This is a genomic window from Pedobacter sp. (genome assembly GCF_046462515.1).
Lineage (GTDB): Bacteria > Bacteroidota > Bacteroidia > Sphingobacteriales > Sphingobacteriaceae > Pedobacter.
In genome coordinates, this window is sequence record NZ_JBKGVD010000003.1 from 47,353 (window position 1) to 69,958 (window position 22,606).

Annotated in this window: 19 protein-coding genes; 15 read left to right on the plus strand and 4 right to left on the minus strand. The window is 37.0% G+C overall.

Annotated features, from left to right (window positions below; genetic code table 11):
- The first annotated feature begins 38 nt into the window (after positions 1-38).
- From mraZ to ACLHG9_RS02985, 15 genes are all read left to right on the plus strand, one after another.
- Positions 39-509: a division/cell wall cluster transcriptional repressor MraZ gene (mraZ, locus tag ACLHG9_RS02915; protein WP_243360917.1), complete on the plus strand. Its 471-nt coding sequence runs from the start codon at positions 39-41 to the stop codon at positions 507-509.
- Positions 499-1,404 (plus strand): 16S rRNA (cytosine(1402)-N(4))-methyltransferase RsmH, encoded by a 906-nt coding sequence (gene rsmH, locus ACLHG9_RS02920; RefSeq protein WP_410220027.1) that lies wholly within the window; start codon positions 499-501, stop codon positions 1,402-1,404. The genes mraZ and rsmH overlap by 11 nt, the downstream gene beginning before the upstream one ends.
- Positions 1,401-1,811 carry an FtsL-like putative cell division protein gene (locus ACLHG9_RS02925; protein ID WP_410220028.1) on the plus strand — a complete coding sequence of 137 codons (411 nt, stop codon included), beginning with the start codon at positions 1,401-1,403 and terminating at the stop codon, positions 1,809-1,811. Before rsmH ends, ACLHG9_RS02925 begins: the two co-directional genes overlap by 4 nt.
- Positions 1,808-3,910 carry a penicillin-binding protein gene (locus ACLHG9_RS02930; protein ID WP_410220029.1) on the plus strand — a complete coding sequence of 701 codons (2,103 nt, stop codon included), beginning with the start codon at positions 1,808-1,810 and terminating at the stop codon, positions 3,908-3,910. The genes ACLHG9_RS02925 and ACLHG9_RS02930 overlap by 4 nt, the downstream gene beginning before the upstream one ends.
- 10 nt (positions 3,911-3,920) lie before the next feature.
- The gene (locus ACLHG9_RS02935; RefSeq protein WP_410220030.1) at positions 3,921-5,378 is read left to right on the plus strand and encodes a UDP-N-acetylmuramoyl-L-alanyl-D-glutamate--2,6-diaminopimelate ligase; all 1,458 of its coding nucleotides are present in this window, start codon (positions 3,921-3,923) and stop codon (positions 5,376-5,378) included.
- Positions 5,378-6,640: a phospho-N-acetylmuramoyl-pentapeptide-transferase gene (gene mraY, locus ACLHG9_RS02940; RefSeq protein WP_410220031.1), complete on the plus strand. Its 1,263-nt coding sequence runs from the start codon at positions 5,378-5,380 to the stop codon at positions 6,638-6,640. The genes ACLHG9_RS02935 and mraY overlap by 1 nt, the downstream gene beginning before the upstream one ends.
- Entirely contained in the window at positions 6,641-7,984 is a 1,344-nt protein-coding gene (gene murD, locus ACLHG9_RS02945; protein WP_410220032.1) for a UDP-N-acetylmuramoyl-L-alanine--D-glutamate ligase, read from the plus strand.
- Position 7,985: 1 nt separating this feature from the next.
- Positions 7,986-9,185: an FtsW/RodA/SpoVE family cell cycle protein gene (locus tag ACLHG9_RS02950; protein ID WP_410220033.1), complete on the plus strand. Its 1,200-nt coding sequence runs from the start codon at positions 7,986-7,988 to the stop codon at positions 9,183-9,185.
- Between the two features lie 316 nt (positions 9,186-9,501).
- On the plus strand, positions 9,502-10,608 hold the full coding sequence (gene murG / locus ACLHG9_RS02955) for an undecaprenyldiphospho-muramoylpentapeptide beta-N-acetylglucosaminyltransferase (RefSeq protein WP_410220034.1): 1,107 nt from the start codon (positions 9,502-9,504) through the stop codon (positions 10,606-10,608).
- Between the two features lie 18 nt (positions 10,609-10,626).
- The gene (gene murC / locus ACLHG9_RS02960; RefSeq protein WP_410220035.1) at positions 10,627-11,979 is read left to right on the plus strand and encodes a UDP-N-acetylmuramate--L-alanine ligase; all 1,353 of its coding nucleotides are present in this window, start codon (positions 10,627-10,629) and stop codon (positions 11,977-11,979) included.
- Complete coding sequence (locus tag ACLHG9_RS02965; protein ID WP_410220036.1) at positions 11,972-13,039, plus strand: cell division protein FtsQ/DivIB; 1,068 nt, start codon at positions 11,972-11,974, stop codon at positions 13,037-13,039. The genes murC and ACLHG9_RS02965 overlap by 8 nt, the downstream gene beginning before the upstream one ends.
- Positions 13,040-13,070: 31 nt before the next feature.
- Positions 13,071-14,423, plus strand: a complete 1,353-nt coding sequence (gene ftsA / locus ACLHG9_RS02970; protein WP_243360939.1) for a cell division protein FtsA — start codon at positions 13,071-13,073, stop codon at positions 14,421-14,423.
- 130 nt (positions 14,424-14,553) lie between these two features.
- Positions 14,554-16,197, plus strand: a complete 1,644-nt coding sequence (gene ftsZ, locus ACLHG9_RS02975; RefSeq protein ID WP_410220037.1) for a cell division protein FtsZ — start codon at positions 14,554-14,556, stop codon at positions 16,195-16,197.
- Positions 16,198-16,406: 209 nt separating this feature from the next.
- Positions 16,407-17,651 (plus strand): aminotransferase class I/II-fold pyridoxal phosphate-dependent enzyme, encoded by a 1,245-nt coding sequence (locus ACLHG9_RS02980; protein ID WP_410220038.1) that lies wholly within the window; start codon positions 16,407-16,409, stop codon positions 17,649-17,651.
- 189 nt (positions 17,652-17,840) lie between these two features.
- A complete protein-coding gene (locus tag ACLHG9_RS02985) occupies positions 17,841-18,017 on the plus strand; it encodes a histone H1 (RefSeq protein WP_410220039.1) in 177 nt (58 codons plus the stop codon).
- A 66-nt stretch (positions 18,018-18,083) separates the two neighbouring features.
- Here ACLHG9_RS02985 and ACLHG9_RS02990 read toward each other — a convergent pair whose 3' ends face one another.
- The 4 genes from ACLHG9_RS02990 to ACLHG9_RS03005 all read right to left on the minus strand — a co-directional run bounded on the left by ACLHG9_RS02990 (position 18,084) and on the right by ACLHG9_RS03005 (position 22,603).
- The gene (locus ACLHG9_RS02990; protein WP_410220040.1) at positions 18,084-18,362 is read right to left on the minus strand and encodes a hypothetical protein; all 279 of its coding nucleotides are present in this window, start codon (positions 18,360-18,362) and stop codon (positions 18,084-18,086) included.
- A 197-nt stretch (positions 18,363-18,559) separates the two neighbouring features.
- Entirely contained in the window at positions 18,560-19,438 is an 879-nt protein-coding gene (dapA, locus tag ACLHG9_RS02995) for a 4-hydroxy-tetrahydrodipicolinate synthase (protein ID WP_410220041.1), read from the minus strand.
- A gap of 29 nt (positions 19,439-19,467) precedes the next feature.
- Positions 19,468-21,483 carry an NAD-dependent DNA ligase LigA gene (ligA, locus tag ACLHG9_RS03000; RefSeq protein ID WP_410220042.1) on the minus strand — a complete coding sequence of 672 codons (2,016 nt, stop codon included), beginning with the start codon at positions 21,481-21,483 and terminating at the stop codon, positions 19,468-19,470.
- A gap of 46 nt (positions 21,484-21,529) precedes the next feature.
- The gene (locus ACLHG9_RS03005) at positions 21,530-22,603 is read right to left on the minus strand and encodes a hypothetical protein (RefSeq protein WP_410220043.1); all 1,074 of its coding nucleotides are present in this window, start codon (positions 22,601-22,603) and stop codon (positions 21,530-21,532) included.
- Positions 22,604-22,606 lie beyond the last annotated feature (3 nt).

Below are 22,606 nucleotides of genomic sequence, written 5' to 3' on the forward strand. Positions count from 1 at the left end.
GTTTAATTTTACACTACATAAAAAGTGTAGCTACTATTATGACCCAACTCATCGGAGAATTTGATTGTAAACTTGACGCAAAGGGACGCCTTATGGTGCCTGTTTTGCTTAAGAAGCAATTGCTTGATGTAGAGCGAGATGGGTTGGTTGTAAACAGAGGTTTTGAGAAAAACTTGGTGATTTATCCTAAAAAGGTTTGGGATGAAACGGTGGCTGAACTTGCTAAGCTGAATATGTTTGAGCGCAAAAACCGTGAGTTTGTGCGTGCATTTCAAAGGGGGGCAATGCCTTTGAGTTTGGATGCGGCGGGGAGGGTGTTGTTGCCTAAGGCCTTAATGGAGTATGCCGGGATAGAAGCTGAGATTGTGTTGGCTTGTCAGTTGGATAAAATTGAGGTTTGGGATAAAAAGGTTTACGATAATCTTTTTGATGATGTTCCTGAGAATTTTGCTGCTTTAGCTGAGGAGGTTATGGGAGGAAAAAATAAAGGAGGTGAAGATGGAAAATAATTACCATGTTCCGGTGCTGCTAAACGAGTGTTTGGAGGGTTTGAATATCAATCCGTCTGGTGTGTATGTTGATGTGACTTTTGGTGGGGGTGGACACTCAAGAGCTATATTGGATAGGTTGGGTAAAGAGGGGGTGTTGATAGCTTTTGATCAGGATCCGGATGCGCAAAGAAATAAAATAGAAGATCCTCGTTTCAAATTTGTTGATCAGAATTTTAGCTTCCTGAAAAATAATCTTCGTTTGCTGGGGTACAGGCAGGTTGATGGGATTTTGGCTGATCTGGGGGTTTCTTCACATCAGTTTAATGAGGCAGAAAGAGGTTTCTCGATACGTTTTGATGCTGACTTGGATATGCGAATGGATCAGCAGCGTTCGCTTACGGCTGCTAAGGTTTTAAATACATATTCAGAAGAAGATCTGCACCGCATCTTTGGTTTATATGGAGAGGTTAAAAATGCGAAATCTTTAGCGAGGTCTATTGTTACGGCGCGCTTAGAAAAAGAGATTAAAACATTAGGTGATTTTAAACAGGTTATCGCTTCGCATATTCCTAAGGGTAAAGAGAATAAATATATGGCGCAGGTTTTTCAGGCTCTGCGTATAGAGGTGAATGCTGAGCTTGAGGTTTTGGAGCGGTTCTTAGAGCAGAGTGCAGAGGTTCTGAAGCAGGGAGGTAGATTGGTGGTTATCTCTTATCATTCTTTGGAAGATCGGCCGGTAAAAAATTATATCGCTAAAGGAAAATTTAAAGGTGAAGTGGATAAGGATTTTTTTGGAAATGATGTAAAACCCTTTCGGGTTATAACCAGAAAAGCCATTGTGGCTGGGACAGAAGAATTAAAAAACAATACGCGTTCACGTAGTGCTAAATTACGAATTGGGGAGAAATTATGAGTAACCAATTCAAAATAAAAACAGAGGAGCCTGAAGAGGAGATTGTGGAAAGAGAAGAGGTGGCGGATAAGGAGGTTAAAGAAGGGGGGGTAACCGTCTTTTTCAGAAAGCTCTTTGTAGAGGGTGTAGTTTCAAAAGAAACAGCAACAGGTGTGTTGCCTTATCTTATCTTTTTGTGTGTATTGGGTATGGTCTATATCGCAAACAGCCACATGGCGGTTAAGAATATACGTGAAATAGATAAGTTAAGTAAAGAAGTTAAAGAATTGAGCTCAGAATACAAATCGCTTAAAGCTGATTTGATGTTTAAGAGCAAAATGACAGAGGTGGCTAAAAAGGTTGATACTTTGGGTATTAAAGAGCTGATAGAGCCGCCACAAAAACTTGTAATTGAAAACGAGAAATGAATATTAGAGCGAACATATTAATGAGAGTGTACTTGGCCTTTGGGCTTATTGTGCTCTTTGCATTTGCTGTAATATTAAGACTTGGTGATGTTCAGTTTAGACAGGGGCACAAATGGAGGGCTATGGCTGATAGTTTATCGGTTAGAGAGTTTGATATTGAAGCTACCCGAGGTAATATTTATTCTGTTGATGGCAGTCTGCTGGCTACCTCTGTTCCTGAATACGAACTACGTATGGATATGTTTGCCGGAGGCATACAGGATAACGAACTGTTTTATTCAAAAGTTGATTCTCTTGCATTTAAACTAGCTCAGTTTTTTAAAGACAAAAGCGCTAAAGATTATTCGAGGCTTTTAAGAAAAGCAAGGCAGGACAGTGCTCGCTATGTGCTTATCAAAAGAAAGGTTTCGTATCAGGACTTGAAAGAGATAAGAAAATTTCCTCTATATAATATAGGTAAGCATTCGGGCGGTTTAATGGCTATTCAACAAAACAGACGTATTCTGCCTTTTAAAGCACTTGCTGCAAGAACTATAGGGTATAAGAACGAGAACGTTAAGAACGGTGTAGGTTTAGAGGGGGCATATGGTAATTACATTAATGGTGAATCTGGTAAAAGATTAATGCAGCGGATTAGTGGAGGAGTGTGGATCCCGGTAAATAGTGATGCGGAGGTTGCGCCAAAAGATGGTGCAGATATCATTTCTACTATCGATATTAATATGCAAGACCTGGCTCAAAGCGCTTTAGAAAAACAATTAATTAAAAGTGATGCGCATCATGGAGCTGTAATTATCATGGAGGTGGCTACCGGGGAAGTTAGAGCGGTGGCTAATTTTACCCGTGTAGAGCAAGGTGTTTATAAAGAGCAGTTTAATTATGCTATTGCGGGTAACCAGGATCCTGGTTCAACTTTTAAAGCTGCATCTTATATGGCTTTACTTGAAGATAAATATATAGATACCAATACCATGGTTGCAACAGGAGAATATCCTATACCGGGTCATGTGATTAAAGACTCGCATGGAAGCATTGGGGTAGTAACAGTTAAAAAAGCCTTTGAACAATCTTCTAATGCTGCAATTGCTTCCTTGGTTAATAAATATTATAAGGATAATCAATCTAAGTTTACTGATCATTTATATAACTGGCATTTAAATGAAAAAATGAACTTACAAATACCGGGAGAAGCACAGCCGGTAGTTAAAAATCCTAAAAATAAAAGTTGGAATAAAAACATGTCTTTGCCGCAAATGGCCTACGGATATGAAATGCAACTTACACCTTTGAAAATGCTTTCGTTTTATAATGCTATTGCAAACAATGGTAAATATCTGGCGCCAATATTTGTAAAAGAGATCAGAAGGTTGGGTAACCCTATAGAGCAATTTAAGGCGCGTATTATTAATGAGAAAATCTGTTCTGATGTAACGCTTAAAAAAATGCAGGAAATGTTGGAGGCGGTAGTAACAAATGGTAGCGGAAGGCAGATTGTTTACAACCCTTTATATAAAATCGCGGGTAAAACCGGTACGGCGCAGGTTGCAGATAATAATCTGGGCTATAAAGCTAAGCGACAATATCAGGCATCGTTTGTTGGGTATTTTCCTGCAGAAAAACCTAAATATTCAATGATAGTGGTGATTAATGACCCTAAAGGAGCTTATTACGGTGCTCTGGTATCTGGGCCAGTATTTAGAGAAATAGCAGATCGCATTTATGCAAGCGATATAGATATGTACAAACCCGATGTAAAGACCCATTATGTAGGTAATACCAAACCGCCAGAAGCAAAGGCTGGTCAAAGTCAGGCGGTAAAAAAAGTGTATAATGCTTTGGGTATAAAACCACTATATGCAGCAAAATCAGAATATTTTAATTCAATAGATACGAGCAATGGTGTGGCCTACCATGATACCGAAATGGAGAAAGGGGTTATGCCTGATGTAAATGGGATGGGATTAAAAGATGCTATGTTTTTATTGGGAAATGTGGGTTTAAAAGCAAGAGTAAAAGGAAGTGGTAAAGTTGTGGCACAATCTATACAGGCGGGTTCACGCATAGGAAAAGGCTTAGTGGTAGAGTTACAATTACAATAATAAATTAAGTATGGAGTTAAAAGATTTACTTTACGGGATTTCGATTAAAAGTATCAAAGGAAACACGACAGAACAAGTGTCTGGCCTTGCCTTTGATTCGCGTACGGTTAAATCTGGCACTTCATTTTTTGCGATTAAAGGTACTGCTGCAGACGGACATCTTTTTATTGATCAGGCTATAACAAACGGCGCTACGGTTATTGTTGCTGAGAATTTGCCTGTTAATTTAAACGACACAGTAACATGGGTAGAAGTAGAAAATTCTGCCGAAGCATTAGGTATTGCAGCGTGTAACTTTTACGACAATCCTTCTCAGAAAATTAAACTGGTAGGCGTAACAGGTACAAATGGTAAAACTACTATAACCACACTGCTTTATCAGCTTTTTAAAGCTTTAAATTATAAGGTAGGTTTAATTTCTACAGTACAGAATTACGTAAATGATCGCATTGTACCTGCCAGTCATACTACGCCTAACCCTATTGAACTTAACAGTTTGTTAAACAATATGGTAGAAGCAGGATGTGAATATTGCTTTATGGAGGTAAGTTCACATGCTGTTGCGCAACATCGCATAAGTGGTTTGAGTTTTGCAGGAGGAGTGTTTTCAAATATTACACATGATCATTTAGATTTTCACAAAACGTTTGATAACTATCTGAAAGCTAAAAAAGGCTTTTTTGATTCATTACCTAAATCTGCTTTTGCTCTTACCAATATCGACGATAGAAATGGTACGGTAATGCTACAAAATACCAAAGCCTATAAAAAAACTTATGCCTTAAAACAAATGGCAGATTTTCATGCCCGTGTTATAGAAAATAAGTTTAGCGGCCTTCATTTGGATATAGATCATAAAGAGGTTTATTTTAAAATGGTAGGCTCTTTTAATGCTTACAATCTCTTGGCCGCATACGGCACTGCTGTTCTTTTAGAACAAGATAGCTTAAAGGTGCTAACGTTATTAAGTAATCTGAGCGGTGCAGAAGGAAGGTTTGATTACCTGATTTCCAATAATGGAATAGTAGGTGTTGTGGATTATGCGCATACACCTGATGCCGTACAAAATGTGCTGAGCACTATTGCCGACGTGAGAAAAGGCAATGAGCAAGTAATTACTGTAATAGGTTGCGGTGGCGATAGAGATAAAACTAAACGTCCGGTAATGGCACAGGTAGCCTGTGATTGGAGTGATAAAGTGATTTTAACTTCTGATAACCCTCGTAGTGAAGATCCTCAAACGATTATAGAGGATATGCAGGCGGGTGTATCACCAAGTAATCAACGTAAAACAATCAGTATTATTGATAGACGAGAGGCGATAAAAACAGCATGTCTTTTAGCAAATCCTGGAGATATTATTCTGGTGGCGGGCAAAGGACATGAAAAATACCAGGAAATAAAAGGTGTAAAAAACCATTTTGACGATAAAGAAATCTTAAGAGAACAACTAAACCCCAAAAGCTGATGTTATATTTATTATTTGAATATCTGCATAAACACTATGATTTTCCGGGATTAAGGTTGTTTCAGTACCTTACTTTCAGGTCATCGCTTGCTATTATTTTATCGTTGATCATTACAACGGTTTATGGTCGTAGAATCATCGATTTTTTGCATAAAAAGCAGGTAGGTGAAACTGTAAGAAATTTAGGCCTTGAAGGTCAGATGCAAAAACAAGGTACGCCTACAATGGGAGGTATCATGATTTTGATGGGCATTCTTATACCAACAATCTTATTTGCCAATATTACCAACATCTATGTAATCCTGATGATTGTAACTACCATTTGGATGGGAGCAATAGGGTTCTTAGATGACTATATCAAAGTATTTAAAAAGAACAAAGAAGGGCTTGCCGGACGATTTAAAGTAGTAGGACAAGTTGGTTTGGCTATTATAGTTGGTGTAACCATGTATTTCCACCCTAATATTGTGGTGAGACAAACGGTTGATGAGAACATAAAGGTAGATACCACTAAAGTAGAAAATGCAGCACCTATGGTGTTGAGACAAAAAGGTCAGAACTATTATTATACACAAGATGTAAAATCAACCAAAACCAATGTCCCTTTTTATAAAAACAATGAGTTTGACTATGCCAAAGTACTTAAGTTTTTAGGTCCCGGCTATGAAAAATATGCATTTATCGTGTTTTTGGCTTTCGTAATCATTATTGTTACGGCCGTTTCAAACGGAGCAAACTTAACCGATGGCATAGATGGCCTGGCAACAGGTACATCAGCTATTATAGGGATAACTTTGGGTATTTTGGCTTATGTATCAGGTAATACAGTAATTGCCGATTACCTCAATATCATGTACATACCTAACTCTGGCGAGCTGATTATTTTTGCCGGAGCTTTTGTAGGTGCATGCGTAGGTTTTCTGTGGTACAACTCTTATCCAGCTCAGATTTTTATGGGAGATACTGGAAGCTTAACCATTGGTGGTATCATTGCCGTTTTTGCTATCATGATACGTAAAGAATTGCTGATTCCTGTAATGTGCGGTGTTTTTCTGGTTGAAGTGTTATCGGTAACTCTGCAGGTAAGTTATTTTAAATATACCAAGAAAAGATTTGGAGAAGGAAGAAGGATTTTCCTGATGTCGCCATTACATCACCATTACCAGAAAAAAGGTTATCATGAAGCTAAGATTGTAACCCGTTTCTGGATTGTAGGAATTATACTGGCGGTAATCACATTCGTAACCTTAAAACTACGTTAAATGGAAAATAAAAGAGTGGTCATATTGGGAGCAGGCGAAAGCGGCGTAGGAGCTGCTAAACTGGCAAAAAAACAAGGCTTTGATGTTTTTGTGTCAGATTTTGGTGCCGTTGCACCTGCTTACAAAACCAGTCTTACTGATTTACAAATTCCATTTGAAGAAAATCAACATACCACAGATTTAATTCTTAATGCTGCAGAAGTAATCAAAAGTCCAGGTATTCCCGATAAAGCTTTTATTGTACAGGCAATAAATGAACTAAATATTCCTGTTATATCAGAAATTGAGTTTGCCAAACGCTATACCAGTGCAAAAACAATTTGTATTACAGGTTCAAATGGTAAGTCCACAACCACAATGCTTACCTACCATATTTTGAAGAATGCAGGAATTAATGTGGGATTAGCCGGAAATATTGGCCAAAGTTTCTCCGCTCAGGTAGCCGAGAAAGAATATGATTGGTATGTGCTTGAAATCTCAAGTTTCATGTTAGACAATATGTACAGTTTCAAGGCAGATATTGCGGTATTGTTAAATATAACCCCGGATCATTTAGACCGCTATGATTATAAACTGGAGAATTATGCATTGTCAAAAATGCGTATTGCACAAAATCAAACATCTAATGATGCATTTATTTACTGTGCAGACGATGCAGAAACCTTAAATATGTTGGAACGAATTAAAGTAGCAGCAAAAAAATATCCTTTTTCTATCCATAAAAAAGTAGAAACCGGAGCATATATAGAAAACCAAACAATACACATCAACACAACCTTAAACCAGGAATTTACCATGTCAATCAACGATTTAGCTTTACAGGGAAAACACAATATTTATAACTCGATGGCATCGGGTATTGTAGCTAAAGTTCTAGAGTTGCGTAACGAATCTATTCGCGAGAGTATGGGCAACTTTAAGAATATTGAGCATAGGTTAGAATTTGTGGCCAAAATATCTGATGTTGCTTATATCAATGATTCTAAAGCTACCAACGTAAATTCTACTTGGTATGCCTTAGAAAGTGTAAATACAGACATCGTTTTAATCATGGGGGGGGTAGATAAAGGGAATGACTATACCATGTTAAAGGATCTGGTAAAAAGCAAGGTGAAAGCTATTATATGTTTGGGTAAAGACAATAAGCGAATTCATGAAGCATTTGAAGAAGATGTAGAGGTTATTGTAAATACGTTTTCTGCTTCAGAAGCTGTTCAAGTAGCTTATCATTTAGCTAAAAAAGGAAGTACGGTGCTTTTATCGCCAGCATGTGCAAGTTTTGATTTGTTTAAGAATTACGAAGATCGAGGAAACCAATTTAAAGCAGCTGTAAAGGAGTTGTAATATGTTTAATATTAATACACTATTAGAGAAAACCAAAGGAGACAGATGGATATGGTTAATTATAATCATGTTATCCATGATCTCTGTTATGGCGGTATATAGTGCTACAGGAGCAATTGCCTATAAAAAAGGAGTGACGGTAGAGAAATATCTACTTTATAAGCATGTGATTTTTGTATTATTAGGTATAGCTATGATTTATATAGCACACTTACTCGACTACAAATACTACGCAGGTATCTCTAAAGTATTAATGATTATTACCATACCATTGCTTATTTATACATTGATATTTGGTAGTAATATCAATGATGCATCACGTTGGGTAAAAATTCCGGTAATCAATCTTACTTTTCAAACATCAGATTTGGCTAAGCTTGCGCTGATTACCTTTTTAGCTAGAATGTTGACCCGTAAACAAGAAAATATTAAAGATGTTAAGAAGGCTTTCGTACCTATTATGGGTTCGGTTTGTGTAGTATTTATTTTAATTGCATTGGCTAATCTTTCAACAGCCTTGATGTTATTTGGCGTAAGTATTTTATTGCTAATTATTGGGCGTATTAGTATAAAGCAAATTTTAACCGTATGCGCGGCAGGATTTGTGCTTTTGCTGTTTGTAGTGTTTTTAGGGCCAAGGAGAGAAACTTACAAATCGCGTATGAATGCTTTTTTTCATCCCGAATTACAACATTCTGATAAAACATACCAATCAGATCATGCAAAAATTGCATTAGCAACAGGTGGTTTTTTTGGTAAGGGACCAGGTAATAGTACCGAAAGGAATTTTTTACCACACCCATACTCTGATTTTATTTTTGCCATTATTATTGAGGAGTATGGTACGATAGGTGGTTTAGCAATCGTTACCCTTTATCTGGTTCTGCTTTATCGGTGTGTGCGTATCGTTACCAGAAGTCCTAAAGCATTTGGCGCATTACTGGCTGCTGGTTTGAGCTTTAGTTTAACCATACAGGCTTTTGCAAATATGGCTGTTGCAGTGGGCTTAGGCCCGGTAACTGGAGTCCCTTTGCCTTTAGTAAGTATGGGAGGTACATCAATGATTTTTACAAGTATAGCTTTTGGCATTATTTTAAGTGTGAGTAGAGATGTAGAAGAGAATGAAGGAAAAACAAGCGAGAAAAATAGTAATGAAAAAAGTAATAAGGTAATTGTAGGAGAAATACCTGCAATGGCTTAAACAAAGTTTTAAATGATGAAATGAGAAAATGATTGGATAACGATGGAGAATAATAAAATAGATTTCGTTACAGCTTTAAAAATCAGGACAAAAAACTTTGTTCTTTGTTCGATAAAGCTTTTTCAATCATTGCCTAAAACAGAGGAGGCGAGGGTTTTGGTTGGAAATATTGGTAGAGTCAGGAATAATAACAAAAGATATAAATGATTTAATGAAAGAGGCTGGGGAAATTGTAGCTATTTAGAAAGACTGCCGGTGATAGAAAGTAACATTTACTTATTTAGTCATTAAATCATTTAAAAATTTAATTAATAACATGAATAATTTCCCAAAAATTATCATATCTGGAGGTGGCACAGGCGGGCATATATTTCCCGCCATTGCCATTGCCAATGCATTGAAAAGAATATCGCCGCAGTGTGAAATTCTTTTTGTTGGCGCAGAAGGCAAAATGGAAATGGAAAAAGTTCCTGCTGCTGGTTATGAAATTGAGGGTTTAAATATTAGAGGGATACAAAGAGGGTCGGTACTGAGAAACTTGACTTTGCCATTTAAGGTGATAGAAAGCGTACGTAAAGCAGGTAAGATCATAGAACGATTTAAACCGGATGTAGTAGTTGGTGTAGGTGGGTATGCATCAGGTCCGTTATTATACGCCGCTTCATCAAGAAAGATACCTTACCTGATACAGGAACAAAACTCATTCGCCGGTGTAACCAATAAGCTTCTAAGCAAAAATGCTTCAAAGATTTGTGTGGCATTTGATGGAATGGAACAGTTTTTTCCTGCAGATAAAATATTGAAAACAGGTAATCCGGTGCGTAGAGATGTTGTGGAGATTGCTGGAAAGCATCATGCCGGAGCAGAACTTTTAAAGCTAAATCCCTTAAAGAAAACCATATTGGTAACGGGAGGAAGTTTAGGCGCAGGGACACTGAATAAAAGTATTGAGAAACATCTTGATGAGATTATAGCTAATGATGTACAGTTGATATGGCAAACAGGTAAGTTTTATTACAATGGTGTGATAGAAAGAATAGGCTTAAACTATCATCCTAATATTTGCATTTTGGAATTTTTAAATAAGATGGATCTGGCCTATGCAGCTGCAGATATAATTATATCCAGAGCTGGAGCAGGAACCATCGCAGAACTTTGCATTATTCAAAAACCTGTTGTTTTGGTTCCATCGCCAAATGTGGCCGAAGACCACCAGACCAAAAATGCCATGGCTTTGGTTAAAAATAATGCGGCTGTAATAATTAAAGATAGTGCAGCAGAAGACACCTTAGTAAAAGAAGCACTGAGCTTGTTAAATAATAGTGAAAAATGTGAAACGCTTAGCAAGAATATAGGTAAGATGGCATTGGTCAATGCAGACACCATCATAGCTCAACAGGTATTAAAATTGGTTAAGCATTAAAAGAATAGAAGAAGTAAAATGGAGTTGTTAAACATTAAAAAAGTCTATTTTGTAGGTATCGGCGGCATCGGTATGAGTGCCCTTGCACGTTATTTTGCAAAAAGAGGCTGTATGGTTTGCGGATATGATAAAACGCAAACAAGTTTAACACGTGCATTGGAAGAAGAGGGAATCCATATTATTTATACAGATGATATTGCTCAGATACCGGATGATTTTAATGCAATAAATTCCGAAATACTGATTGTATATACACCAGCAATTCCTAAAGATTCTAAGGTCTTGAATTTCTTTAGAGATAAAGGATTTTCTATTAAGAAAAGATCCGAAGTTTTAGGCATCATTAGTAGAGGCATGTTTTGCATTGCTGTGGCGGGTACGCATGGTAAAACAACCACTTCATCAATGATAGCGCACATCCTTACACATACAGGTTATGGCTGTACAGCATTTTTGGGTGGTATTGCTACCAATTACAACAGTAATGTACTTTATGGTAAAAATAATGTTCTGGTTGTAGAAGCAGATGAATATGATAGATCCTTTCTAACGCTTCACCCTGATATTGCTGTGGTAACCTCTATGGATGCCGACCATTTGGATATTTACGGAGATGCGACTCATTTACAAGAATCGTTTCATCTTTTTGTGGGCCAGATTAAAGAAGATGGAAAGCTATTTGTTAGAGAAGGATTGCCTTTACATGGCATTACTTACAGTTCAGGATCACAGTCTGCTTTAAGAGCGGTAAACATCAGAGTGGTAAACGGGGTTTTTATTTTTGATTTTGAAGATGGCTTTACAACTATAAAAGATATTACCCTTTCTATGCCTGGCAGACATAATGTAGAAAATGCAACTGCCGCAATAGGTGTTGCTTTAAGTTTGGGTATTAAACCTACTTTGATTAAAAAAGCTGTTGCCCATTTTAAAGGAGTAAAACGCAGGTTTGAAACTATTATTAAAACAGAAAAGCAGGTATATATAGATGATTATGCACATCATCCCGAAGAGATCAGGGCCTGTCTCGATGCTGTACGTCAGCTGTACCCCGAAAAGAAATTAACAGCAATATTTCAACCGCACCTGTTTACGCGTACCCGTGATTTTGCGGATGATTTTGCAAAAGTGTTAAGCACAGTTGATGATTTAATATTGTTAGACATTTATCCCGCGAGAGAATTACCTATCGAAGGTATAACGGCAGAAATGCTTTTAAATAAGATAACGGTAGAAAGCAAACAGATTTGTGGAAAAAATCTGGTTGCCGGTCTTATAAAAAATAAAAAACCTGAGTTAATTTTAACCATTGGCGCAGGTGATATTGATACTTTGGTTGAACCGCTAAAAGAAACCTTGAATAATGCTTAAAAATATAAATTGGAGAGCTATTTTTAAAGGATTTGCCTGGCTTGTTTGTCTGGCAGGGGTTGTGGTATTAATGAGTTTTATTGACGCCAAGAAACAAAGTACCAAATGTATTGATGTACAGATATTAATTCCGGGAGCAGATAATTTTATTGAAAGAGAAGAAATAGAGGCGATCATTAATAAAGAAGGTAAGCTATTGGGCAGATCGCTTGAAAAAATAAATATTCACAGTATCGAGCGTGACATTAAAGACAATCCATACATAGGATTTGCTAAAGTATATGCAGATATGGATGGTGTAATTTATGTTAAAATTAAGCAACGCCAGCCTGTGCTTAGGGTGATCAATGCCGGCGGACAGGACTATTATATAGATAAAGAAGGTTTAAAGATGCCTGTATCTGCAAATTTTACGGCCAACGTTTTGGTAGCAAATGGTAACATTTTAGAAGGCTTTAGCGGTAAGATAGATACACTTTTCACTAATCTGGCTAAAGATTTGTATAAAACGGCCCTATATATAAAAAGCGATACACTGTGGGATGCACAGATTGAACAGATTTATGTAGATGATAAGAATGATTTTGAACTGGTGCCAAGAATAGGCAATCAGCGCATAATTTTAGGCAATGCAGATCATATAGATACGAAGCTTAACAATTTAATGGCTTTTTATAAACAGGCTATGCCTAAAGTAGGATGGAACACTTATAAAACAATTAACCTGAAATATGTTAATCAAGTAGTTTGCGAAAGGAGAGATTCTGTTTCTATTAAGAAGCTTGAACAGGCAAAAGTAATTGGGACAAATAGTGCGGACAGACAGCAAACCATAGATTCTGTAGTAAAAGTATCAATTGCACAAGAAATCAAAAAGGCTACGGTTGAGGCCCATGAGCAAAAAATAGCTGCAAGTACAGAAAAAAATAACGGTAAAACAGGTACAACCGTAACAAAGAGTACCAAAGAAGATACTAATAAGCAACAAAAAGCAAATACCCCGGTAAAGAAAGAAAGTGTAAAAACCGTAAGTTCTGCTACCGATAAGAAAAATAGATAAAAATTAAAGGCAACAACAAATTAATAGAGTTATGGGCAAAGAGAAAACTACCGTTCAGTCTCCAATAGTTGTAGGTTTAGATATTGGTACAACTAAGATCTGTGCTATTGTGGGGCGTAAAACGCAACATGGAAAGATAGAAGTATTAGGTATAGGAAAAGCAGAATCGGCAGGTGTTACACGTGGTGTGGTATCTAATATACAGAAAACGGTACAAGGAATAAACTCGGCAGTAGATCTGGCCAGCGGTCAATCTAATGTAGAGATCAGGGTGGTAAATGTGGGTATTGCCGGACAGCATATTAAGAGTTTGCAACATCGTGGTATATTAACCCGCAGAGAACTAAATAGCGAGATCAGCAAAAAAGATATCGACAAATTAATTGATGATATGTTTAAACTGGTTATGCCTCCGGGAGAAGAAATTATTCATGTTTTGCCGCAAGAATTTACGATTGACAATGAGCCAGGCATCAAAGATCCGGTAGGTATGGCGGGGGTACGCCTTGAAGCCAACTTTCATATTATATCGGGGCAGGTTACAGCTGTGAAAAATATTATGCGCTGTGTAACCAATGCGGGTTTACAAACTCAGGAACTTATTCTCGAGCCTTTAGCATCATCTGAAGCAGTACTCAGCGAAGAAGAAAAAGAAGCAGGTGTATGTTTGGTCGATATAGGTGGTGGAACTACTGATGTGGCTATTTTTCATGAGGGTATCATTCGTCATACAGCAGTAATTCCGTTTGGAGGTAACAGTGTAACAGAAGATATCAGAGAAGGATGTTCTGTAATGCGCAATCAGGCTGAGTTGTTAAAAACCAGATTTGGATCTGCTTTAGCTGAAGAAAATAAAGAAAATGAAATTATTTGCGTACCGGGTTTAAGAGGAAGAGAACCGAAAGAAATTTCGGTGAAAAACCTGGCTTATATTATACAAGCCCGTATGGAAGAAATTGTAGAGCATGTTTACTACGAGATTAAATCATCTGGGTATGAAAAGAAACTGATAGGAGGTGTGGTTATTACCGGGGGCGGAGCTTTATTGAAACATTTAAACCAGCTGGTAGAGTATGTAACCGGTTTAGATTGTCGTGTGGGTTATCCAAATGAGCATCTTTCTAAGTATGAAGAAATGCCTAAAACTGTTTATGATGATTTGAAAAGCCCTATGTATGCAACCAGTGTGGGTTTGCTGATAAAAGGTATTCAAAAAACAGAAGAACTTTTAGAAGAAATGAAAAAGCCAGGTGTAATAGTTGCCCAGCCTGAAGGAAAAGATAAAGTAAAAAAACGAGGATTATTTAGTACGCTGCTTCAAAAAACGTCAGAATTTATTAAAGACGACATGAATGTAAGCGATGAAGATTACATCCGTCCGTAATTATTTTTCCACAAATTAGGATTTTTCCACAATCTTAACAATTGTGGAAAACGACTGTTAAAAAAGTGTTAATATTACAGTAGCGTTGAATAGAAAAATCTAATTTTTTAAACAACTGATTCATAATTATATGCAGTTCGAAATGTTAAAAGATAAATCTTCAATCATCAAAGTAATTGGTGTTGGAGGTGGCGGAGGTAATGCTGTAAACCACATGTACCGTCAGGGAATTACGGGGGTAGACTTTATCATCTGTAATACAGATGCGCAAGCTTTAGAATTTAGTCCTATTCCTAACAAGGTGCAGTTAGGCGCCAGTTTAACCGAAGGTATGGGAGCTGGTTCTATACCTGAAGTTGGAAAAAATTCGGCTATAGAAAATATAGATGATTTAAAAAGCATGTTGGGTAGTACAACTAAAATGCTTTTTATCACGGCCGGAATGGGTGGGGGTACAGGTACGGGAGCAAGCCCTATCATTGCCAAAGCAGCTAAAGAATTAGATATTTTAACTGTGGCTATTGTAACTACACCTTTTGCTTTTGAAGGTAAAAGGCGTAAAATGCAGGCTGATGACGGTTTAGAAGAATTGAAAAAATATGTTGACTCTTACCTTGTAATTTCTAATGATAGGTTAAGAGAAATCTTCGGAAATCTCACTCTAGGTTCTGCCTTTGCTCAAGCTGATGATATTTTATCAACTGCTGCTAAAGGAATTGCCGAGATTATTACCGTTCCGGGATATATCAACGTTGACTTTAAAGATGTGCGCACTGTAATGAAAGAAAGTGGTGTGTGCATTATGGGAAGTTATGCAGCCGAAGGAGAAAACAGAGCATTGGCAGCTGTTGAAGGTGCTTTAGCTTCACCTCTTTTAAAAGACAATGAAATTGAAGGCGCCAGATATATTTTGCTCAATATCAGTTCTGGGGTTAAAGAAGTAACCATGGATGAGGTTTCTGTGATTACAGATTATATTCAGGATAAAGCAGGTCTTTCTGCCGATTTGATTTGGGGTAACTGTATTGATGAGAATTTAGGTGATAGAATTTCGGTAACCATTATTGCTACCGGTTTCCAAACTAAAGAACAACGCGATAAAGAAAAAGAAAATATCAAAAAAGTATCTCTTCTAACACCTGAAGACGCACCGATGATTAAGCCGGTTGAACCTGTAAATACTTTTATTGAACCTAAATCCGCACCTGTACTTGAAGAGCCTGTATTAAAGATCCAAGAAGAGCCTAAACAGTCAAACCTGTTTGGAGACCTTTTCAATAACAGTATAGCGCAATCGCAAGTAGAACAACCTGAGAGTAAAGCTGTTTTTCACCAATTGGTTGAGGAAGAACCAGCTAATGAAGGCAATAATAATGAGGCTGGATTTGAATTTGAGGTTAAGGTATCAGAAACGAATTTCGTTTTCGAAACACCCGTTGCTACCGTAAACGAGCCTGAAGAAGACTATGCTCCGGTTGCAGAAACGCAAAGTTATGATGTTGACGAGGATAAAACAGACGAATCAATTGAAGAGCAACTGAGAAAATCTAAAGAAAGAATATTAAGGTTAAAAGACCTGAGCATGAAACTGCGTACTTCTAATGGTTTACAGGAGCTTGAAAATGAGCCGGCTTACAAACGTAAACAAATGCAGTTGCAACAAATTCAACATTCATCAGAATCGCAAGTTTCACGTTTTACATTGAGCAATGATGAAGACGGAGAAACAGGCATCAGACCTAATAACTCATTTTTACATGATAATGTTGACTAATAAGCCGTAAACATACATATAAATCAGCCTTAGCAACAATTGTTGCTAAGGCTTTTTTTATTTAAAATCTTAAAGTGAACCCGTTTTTACATAAAAATAACCTAAACGTCTGCTAAGCATATAGGTTATGGGTTGATAAATAGTTATTTTAAGGTTAAATTTGCGCAAATTTTAATTCTAATATAAGATTCACTAATACAATAAATAAATTGGATATATTCGATAAAGTTTCAAAACGTATGGGACCAATTGGCCAACACCAAAAATGGTCTCATGGGTATTTCTCATTTCCAAAACTGGAAGGAGAAATAGCACCTCATATGAATTTCAGAGGTAAAGAGCATTTGGTTTGGAGTTTGAACAACTATCTTGGTTTGGCAAATCATCCTGAAGTACGTAAAGCAGATGCTCAGGGAGCGATAGATTTTGGAATGGCTTACCCTATGGGAGCCCGTATGATGTCTGGAAATACCCGGTACCATGAACAATTGGAACAAGATTTAGCTGCTTTTGTAGGTAAAGAAGATGCTTTCCTGTTAAACTTTGGTTATCAAGGTATGGTGTCTATTATAGATGCCTTGTTAGACAGAAATGATGTGGTAGTTTATGATGGGGAGTCACATGCCTGTATTTTAGACGGATTGCGTTTGCATATGGGTAAACGTTTTGTGTATAAACACAATGATGTAGAAGATGCCCGTAAACAATTACAAAGAGCAACTAAGTTAGCCGAGCAAACCGGGGGTGGGATATTATTGATTACAGAGGGGGTATTTGGTATGTCTGGCGCTCAAGGTAAGCTGAAAGAACTGATCGATCTGAAAAAAGAATTTAAATTCAGATTATTAATAGATGATGCGCATGGTTTTGGAACAATGGGCCCAACGGGTGCGGGTACACATGAAGCTCAGGATTGTATAGAGGGGGTTGACGTATATTTTGCCACTTTCGCTAAATCTATGGCAGGCATAGGTGCTTTTGTTGCATCGAGCAAAGAAATTACAGATTATTTTAGATATAATATGCGTTCGCAAACTTTTGCAAAAGCATTGCCTATGCCAATGGTTTTAGGCTTAATGAAACGCTTGGAATTATTGAAAAATAATCCTGAATTGAGAGAGCGTTTATGGACTATTGCCACCACTTTACAAAAGGGTTTAAAAGAACGTGGTTTTGATATTGGCGTAACCAATACGGTTGTAACACCTGTTTTCTTAAAAGGAGAATTATTAGAAGCAACAGCTTTAACACATGATCTACGCGAGAACTATGGCATATTCTGCTCAATTGTAGTATATCCTGTTATTCCTAAGGGTATGATAGAGTTAAGGTTGATACCAACAGCGGTACATAGCTTAGAAGATGTGCAGAGAACTTTGGATGCATTTAGCGAAGTTGCTGAAAAATTGAAAAGGGGTTACTATCAGCAAAACAAATTTTCTACAGCAGAATAGTTGTGCCTGATTAACTGCATGTTAACAAAATTGAAGCGTTTTTTGTGTAAAATCAGAAAATGTGGAAAAAAAATAACTTTTAGCTATTCTTTTATTAGAATAGCTATTTTTTTATTTAAATAAACACCTTACATTAGTAATACTGTATTAATTAAAACCTAAAAAACTAAGTAAAGGAGTATTTAAACAATGAAAAAATTTGCTGAATTAAAAGCGTTGGTATCTTCAATCGAGTCAGATGTTGACAAGTTCTATAACAAGTCAAACAGTGCAGCCGGAACAAGGGTGCGTAAAGGTATGCAAGATTTAAAGAACTTAGCTCAAAGTATTCGTTTAGAAGTGCAAGAAACTAAAAACAAAGCTTAACTAACTAAGTTTGTAAGTTTTTTTATGAAAGAAGCGCCCATTACCAAGGCGCTTCTTTTATTTTTGTTATAACCTCATATACCTGAAGTCGTCGGGTAAAGAGCCTTCTTCAAAGCGTACCAGTTTATCTTTAGAGAAAATAAAAAATTTGTAAGCCTGTTGGTATTGGTTAAATGTTCTGTAGATGCGTATACCTGTATCATCCCCGTACACGTAGGAAGCATATTTGTTGTTTTGTTTAAACTCAGTTTCAGACATACCTATGTGAAATGTTGTTTCCCCATAGCCGAGTGCCTTGCAGCTCATGATACTGACTGCAAGTCCAATTAATAATAATTTTTTCATTTGTGTGTTTTAAGTGTGTATAGATGTAAAGCAATCATTATGCCCTTAAATGGCATTTCACAGCTATTTTCTGTAACATTTTTATAAGTGCGAAAATGATCTGATATAGGCTTTTCATGAGAAGAAAAGCCTATAAAAACAAAAACCCCAGCTGAATTTAAGCTAGGGTTTTATATATAGATTTTAATGATGAATAGCTACATTAATTGTTTCAACTGTTCAGCAATTAGGGCATTAAGGTTATTGCTAGGCTTTACCAAAGGTAAACGAACCACATCATCGCAAATGTTTAATTGTTTTAAAGCAGATTTGATACCTGCAGGGTTTCCTTCGGTAAATGCCAAACGGGTAATTTCAAGTAAATTTAAATGTAGAGGCAAAGCCTGTGCAAATTTACCTTCAAGGCAAAGGTTAATCATTTCTGATAAGTGTTTTGGAAGTGCGTTTCCAATTACCGAGATTACACCTACAGCACCTGTTGCAATCATGGGCAAAGCTATAGGGTCGTCACCTGATATCAGTAAAAAATCTTCGGGTTTATCTCTCATGATTTGGTTAAACTGCTCAAAGCTTCCAGAAGCTTCTTTAGTGGCGATAATATTTTTGAAATCATGCGCTAAACGGCAGGTGGTTTCCGGATAGATATTACTTCCTGTTCTTCCCGGAACATTATATACCATAATAGGCAAAGGGCTAAGTTCACTTAAGAATTTATAGTGTTGATAAATACCTTCTTGTGTAGGTTTGTTATAATAAGGACTTACAGATAAAATGGCACTATAACTGTTGTTTTCGAATTCTCTGATTTCATTAGCTATTTCTTGTGTGTTGTTGCCCCCTATGCCGGCAACCAAAGGCAATCTTCCATTATTGATTTCGGCTGTAAAATTCCACACCTTCTTCTTCTCGTCCTTGCTTAATGTAGCGGTTTCGCCGGTTGTACCTAAAGATACGAGGTAATCAATACCTCCATTAACCAAGTGATTAATCAGGCGTTCTAAGCCTTGATAATCTACTGATCCGTCTGTGTTGAAAGGTGTGACTAATGCTACACCTGTTCCGTGGAAATTTCTCATTTATTTTATGTGATTTTATTCTTTTTCGATTAAGCGTTGTCTATTAATGCTATTAACTCATCTTCGCTTATAATTGGTATGTTTAATTTGGTTGCTTTTTCTAATTTTGACGGCCCCATGTTGTCGCCGGCAACAAGGTATGAAAGTTTTGCTGAAATGCCACTTAAAATTTTACCTCCATTACTTTCAATTAACAACTTTAACTCCTCTCTGCTATGTTTTTCAAAAACCCCTGAAATAACAAAAGATTTTTCTTTGAGCGCATCACTGTTGTAATTAATAACCTGTATCTGGGTTTCGAGTTGCAGGCCTTCTTTTCTTAACTTATCTATAAGTTCTAGGTGTTCTTCCTTACTGAAATAATCCCGAATGCTTTCTGCTATACGTTGGCCAATCTCATCAACAGCTATAAGCTCATCAAAAGATGCTTTTGTCAGATTATCTATATTTATAAAGGCAGAGGCCAGCTTTTTGGCTACGGTTTCACCTACATATCTTATGCCCAGCCCAAACAACAATTTTTCAAATGGCATTGTTTTAGAAGCTTCTATGCCTTTGAGCATATTGTCAATGGATTTTTGCCCAAAGCGATCTAATTGTACCAGTTCCTCATATCTTAAATGTAAATCATACAAATCTCCAATATTTTTGATAAGACCTTTACGGTAAAATGTCTCAATGGTCTCATCACCCAAACCTTGTATGTCCATCGCTTTCCGGCCAATAAAATGCTGTACTTTACCAATAATCTGCGGAGGACAACCATCTTCATTAGGGCAGTAATGTGCAGCTTCGCCCTCTTTTCTAATCAGTAAGGTATTGCATTCAGGGCAATGGGTAATATAGTCTATCGGTTGGTCTGAAATCCGTTTTTCAAGGTTTACTTTAATGATTTTAGGTATAATCTCTCCACCTTTTTCCACATAAACAGTATCGTACTCATGAAGGTCTAATCTTTTAATTTCATCTGCATTATGTAAGGTAGCTCTCTTTACCGTAGTTCCGGCCAATACAACAGGTTTAAGATTGGCTACAGGCGTAATTGCGCCTGTACGACCAACTTGGTAAGTAACCTTTTCTAGTACTGTTTCTACTTCTGCGGCTTTATACTTATAAGAAATAGCCCATCGCGGCGATTTTGCTGTAAAACCTAATTCATGTTGCTGGGCGTAGCTATTAACTTTGATCACAATACCATCAATATCGTAGCTCAGTTTAAAACGCTCTGTTTCCCAATAAGCAATAAATTCTAAGGCTTCGTTAATGTTGTTAACCAGTTTTGTGTGTTCACAAACTTTGAATCCCCACTCTTTAACGGTATTTAAACTTTGCCAATGACTGTGAAATAAGTTCTGATCACTATAAAAGGCATATAAAAAACAATCAAGAGGACGCTTTTTAACTTCTTTTGAGTCTTGCATCTTTACTGTACCGGCTGCAAAATTACGGGGGTTAGCATAAGGTATTTCACCAATTTCTTCACGTTCCCTGTTTAAGCGTTCAAATGCTGCCCTGTGCATAAAAACTTCACCTCTGATTTCAAATTCTTGAGGAATGTCTTTACCTTTTAACTGGTGTGGTATGGTTTGGATGGTTTTGATATTTGCGGTAACATCATCCCCCTGGCTGCCATCTCCACGTGTTACAGCCCTGTATAATTTACCATTCTGGTAAGTTAAACTCATAGATAAACCATCAAATTTGAGTTCACATACATACTCAAAATTATCGCCTATAGCCTTGCGTACACGTTCATCAAAATCTCTGAGATCTTGTTCGTTGTAAGTGTTGCCCAATGATAACATGGGCCATTTATGCTTAACGGTTATAAAATTTTTGGTAATATCGCCACCAACTTTTTGGGTAGGAGAGTTTGGATCTGCAAATTCAGGATATTGCTGCTCTAACAGTGCTAATTCTTCAAGTTTTTTGTCAAATTCATAATCGGCAATGGTAGGCATGGCCAATACATAATAATTATAGGTATGCTGGTTTAATTCTTGAACCAGCGCATCCATTTTTTCTTTTATACCATTCAGCTCCATATGAGCAAATATACTAAAGGAGTATGTTAAAATTTGGCAGGATTTATTAAAATGTAGAGAAATCTACTCTAACTGAAAAAACGTTGCTATATAACGCATCAGAGCTATTGCCAATATTGGTAAGTGCATAATCTATGGAGAAATTATTGATTTTAATTCCTACACCCATGTTAGGTTGATAAGAATAAAATTGCTTTCCGGTAAAGTCTGTACTTTTCTGGATATTTCCCAAACCAGCACGTAGTGAGACAACTTTTTTATAATCAACAGTTAAACCTAAAGTGGGGTCTATACTAACCGGATTGGCAGATAAAAGCACGTTTCTTTTCCCATCTGTAGTGAAATTCAGATTGGTTTCTGCCATGATATTGAATTGTTCGTTAATAGCTGTACTATAAGCCGCTCCTAAAATAATTCTGGGTAAGGTGGTTTCCGTTGAGTTTTTAGGAATATCATTGCCGGTTTGAGTATAAACTGTGCTTAACTGATCTGCATTATAACTCCAGGTATTAAACGTGGTCGTAATATCACGACCCATTGCAGCTAAAACAAATTTTCCTGTTTTATATTGTACACCGGCATCCAAACCAAATCCGTATGATTTACCATATTGACCTACCAAACGGTGTAAGATTTTTACATTGGCCCCATAAGTGAAATCTCTTTTTGCGTTTTTACTTTTTCGGGCATAAGAAAAAATAAAAGCATAGTCAGCTGCAGAAAATTTCTTAACCCTGTCATAGTTGATGTTTCCATCAGCATCTATCAGTTCGGAAGTATCAGGGATATCGTCTACACCAAACCTAATTGCCGAAACACCAACAACGGCCGTATTATCTTGTACAGAGGTGGCAAAAGCAGCGTAATCATATTTTGCAATACCTGAAAAATATTCAGAATGCATCAGGCCAACCTGTTTGGGGGTTTCCATTCTCGCCAACCCCGCAGGATTCCAGTATCCAGCCGTTACATCATTAACGTTGGCTATTACAGAACCCGACATGCCGAAGGCAGCAGATCCAATACCTATATTAAGAAATTCGTTACTGTATTTACGTTTTTGGGCATGTAGAGACTGTATGCTTAAAATAAGGAAACAAAAAAGTAAGGGTTTGCGCATGTT

What these genes read in the sequence shown, in the direction of transcription:
- mraZ (WP_243360917.1), top strand. Translation starts at nt 39, where the DNA reads ATGACCCAACTCATCGGAGAATTTGATTGTAAACTTGACGCAAAGGGA.
- rsmH (WP_410220027.1), top strand. Translation starts at nt 499, where the DNA reads ATGGAAAATAATTACCATGTTCCGGTGCTGCTAAACGAGTGTTTGGAG.
- ACLHG9_RS02925 (WP_410220028.1), top strand. Translation starts at nt 1,401, where the DNA reads ATGAGTAACCAATTCAAAATAAAAACAGAGGAGCCTGAAGAGGAGATT.
- ACLHG9_RS02930 (WP_410220029.1), top strand. Translation starts at nt 1,808, where the DNA reads ATGAATATTAGAGCGAACATATTAATGAGAGTGTACTTGGCCTTTGGG.
- ACLHG9_RS02935 (WP_410220030.1), top strand. Translation starts at nt 3,921, where the DNA reads ATGGAGTTAAAAGATTTACTTTACGGGATTTCGATTAAAAGTATCAAA.
- mraY (WP_410220031.1), top strand. Translation starts at nt 5,378, where the DNA reads ATGTTATATTTATTATTTGAATATCTGCATAAACACTATGATTTTCCG.
- murD (WP_410220032.1), top strand. Translation starts at nt 6,641, where the DNA reads ATGGAAAATAAAAGAGTGGTCATATTGGGAGCAGGCGAAAGCGGCGTA.
- ACLHG9_RS02950 (WP_410220033.1), top strand. Translation starts at nt 7,986, where the DNA reads ATGTTTAATATTAATACACTATTAGAGAAAACCAAAGGAGACAGATGG.
- murG (WP_410220034.1), top strand. Translation starts at nt 9,502, where the DNA reads ATGAATAATTTCCCAAAAATTATCATATCTGGAGGTGGCACAGGCGGG.
- murC (WP_410220035.1), top strand. Translation starts at nt 10,627, where the DNA reads ATGGAGTTGTTAAACATTAAAAAAGTCTATTTTGTAGGTATCGGCGGC.
- ACLHG9_RS02965 (WP_410220036.1), top strand. Translation starts at nt 11,972, where the DNA reads ATGCTTAAAAATATAAATTGGAGAGCTATTTTTAAAGGATTTGCCTGG.
- ftsA (WP_243360939.1), top strand. Translation starts at nt 13,071, where the DNA reads ATGGGCAAAGAGAAAACTACCGTTCAGTCTCCAATAGTTGTAGGTTTA.
- ftsZ (WP_410220037.1), top strand. Translation starts at nt 14,554, where the DNA reads ATGCAGTTCGAAATGTTAAAAGATAAATCTTCAATCATCAAAGTAATT.
- ACLHG9_RS02985 (WP_410220039.1), top strand. Translation starts at nt 17,841, where the DNA reads ATGAAAAAATTTGCTGAATTAAAAGCGTTGGTATCTTCAATCGAGTCA.
- ACLHG9_RS02990 (WP_410220040.1), bottom strand. Translation starts at nt 18,362, where the DNA reads ATGAAAAAATTATTATTAATTGGACTTGCAGTCAGTATCATGAGCTGC.
- dapA (WP_410220041.1), bottom strand. Translation starts at nt 19,438, where the DNA reads ATGAGAAATTTCCACGGAACAGGTGTAGCATTAGTCACACCTTTCAAC.
- ligA (WP_410220042.1), bottom strand. Translation starts at nt 21,483, where the DNA reads ATGGAGCTGAATGGTATAAAAGAAAAAATGGATGCGCTGGTTCAAGAA.
- ACLHG9_RS03005 (WP_410220043.1), bottom strand. Translation starts at nt 22,603, where the DNA reads ATGCGCAAACCCTTACTTTTTTGTTTCCTTATTTTAAGCATACAGTCT.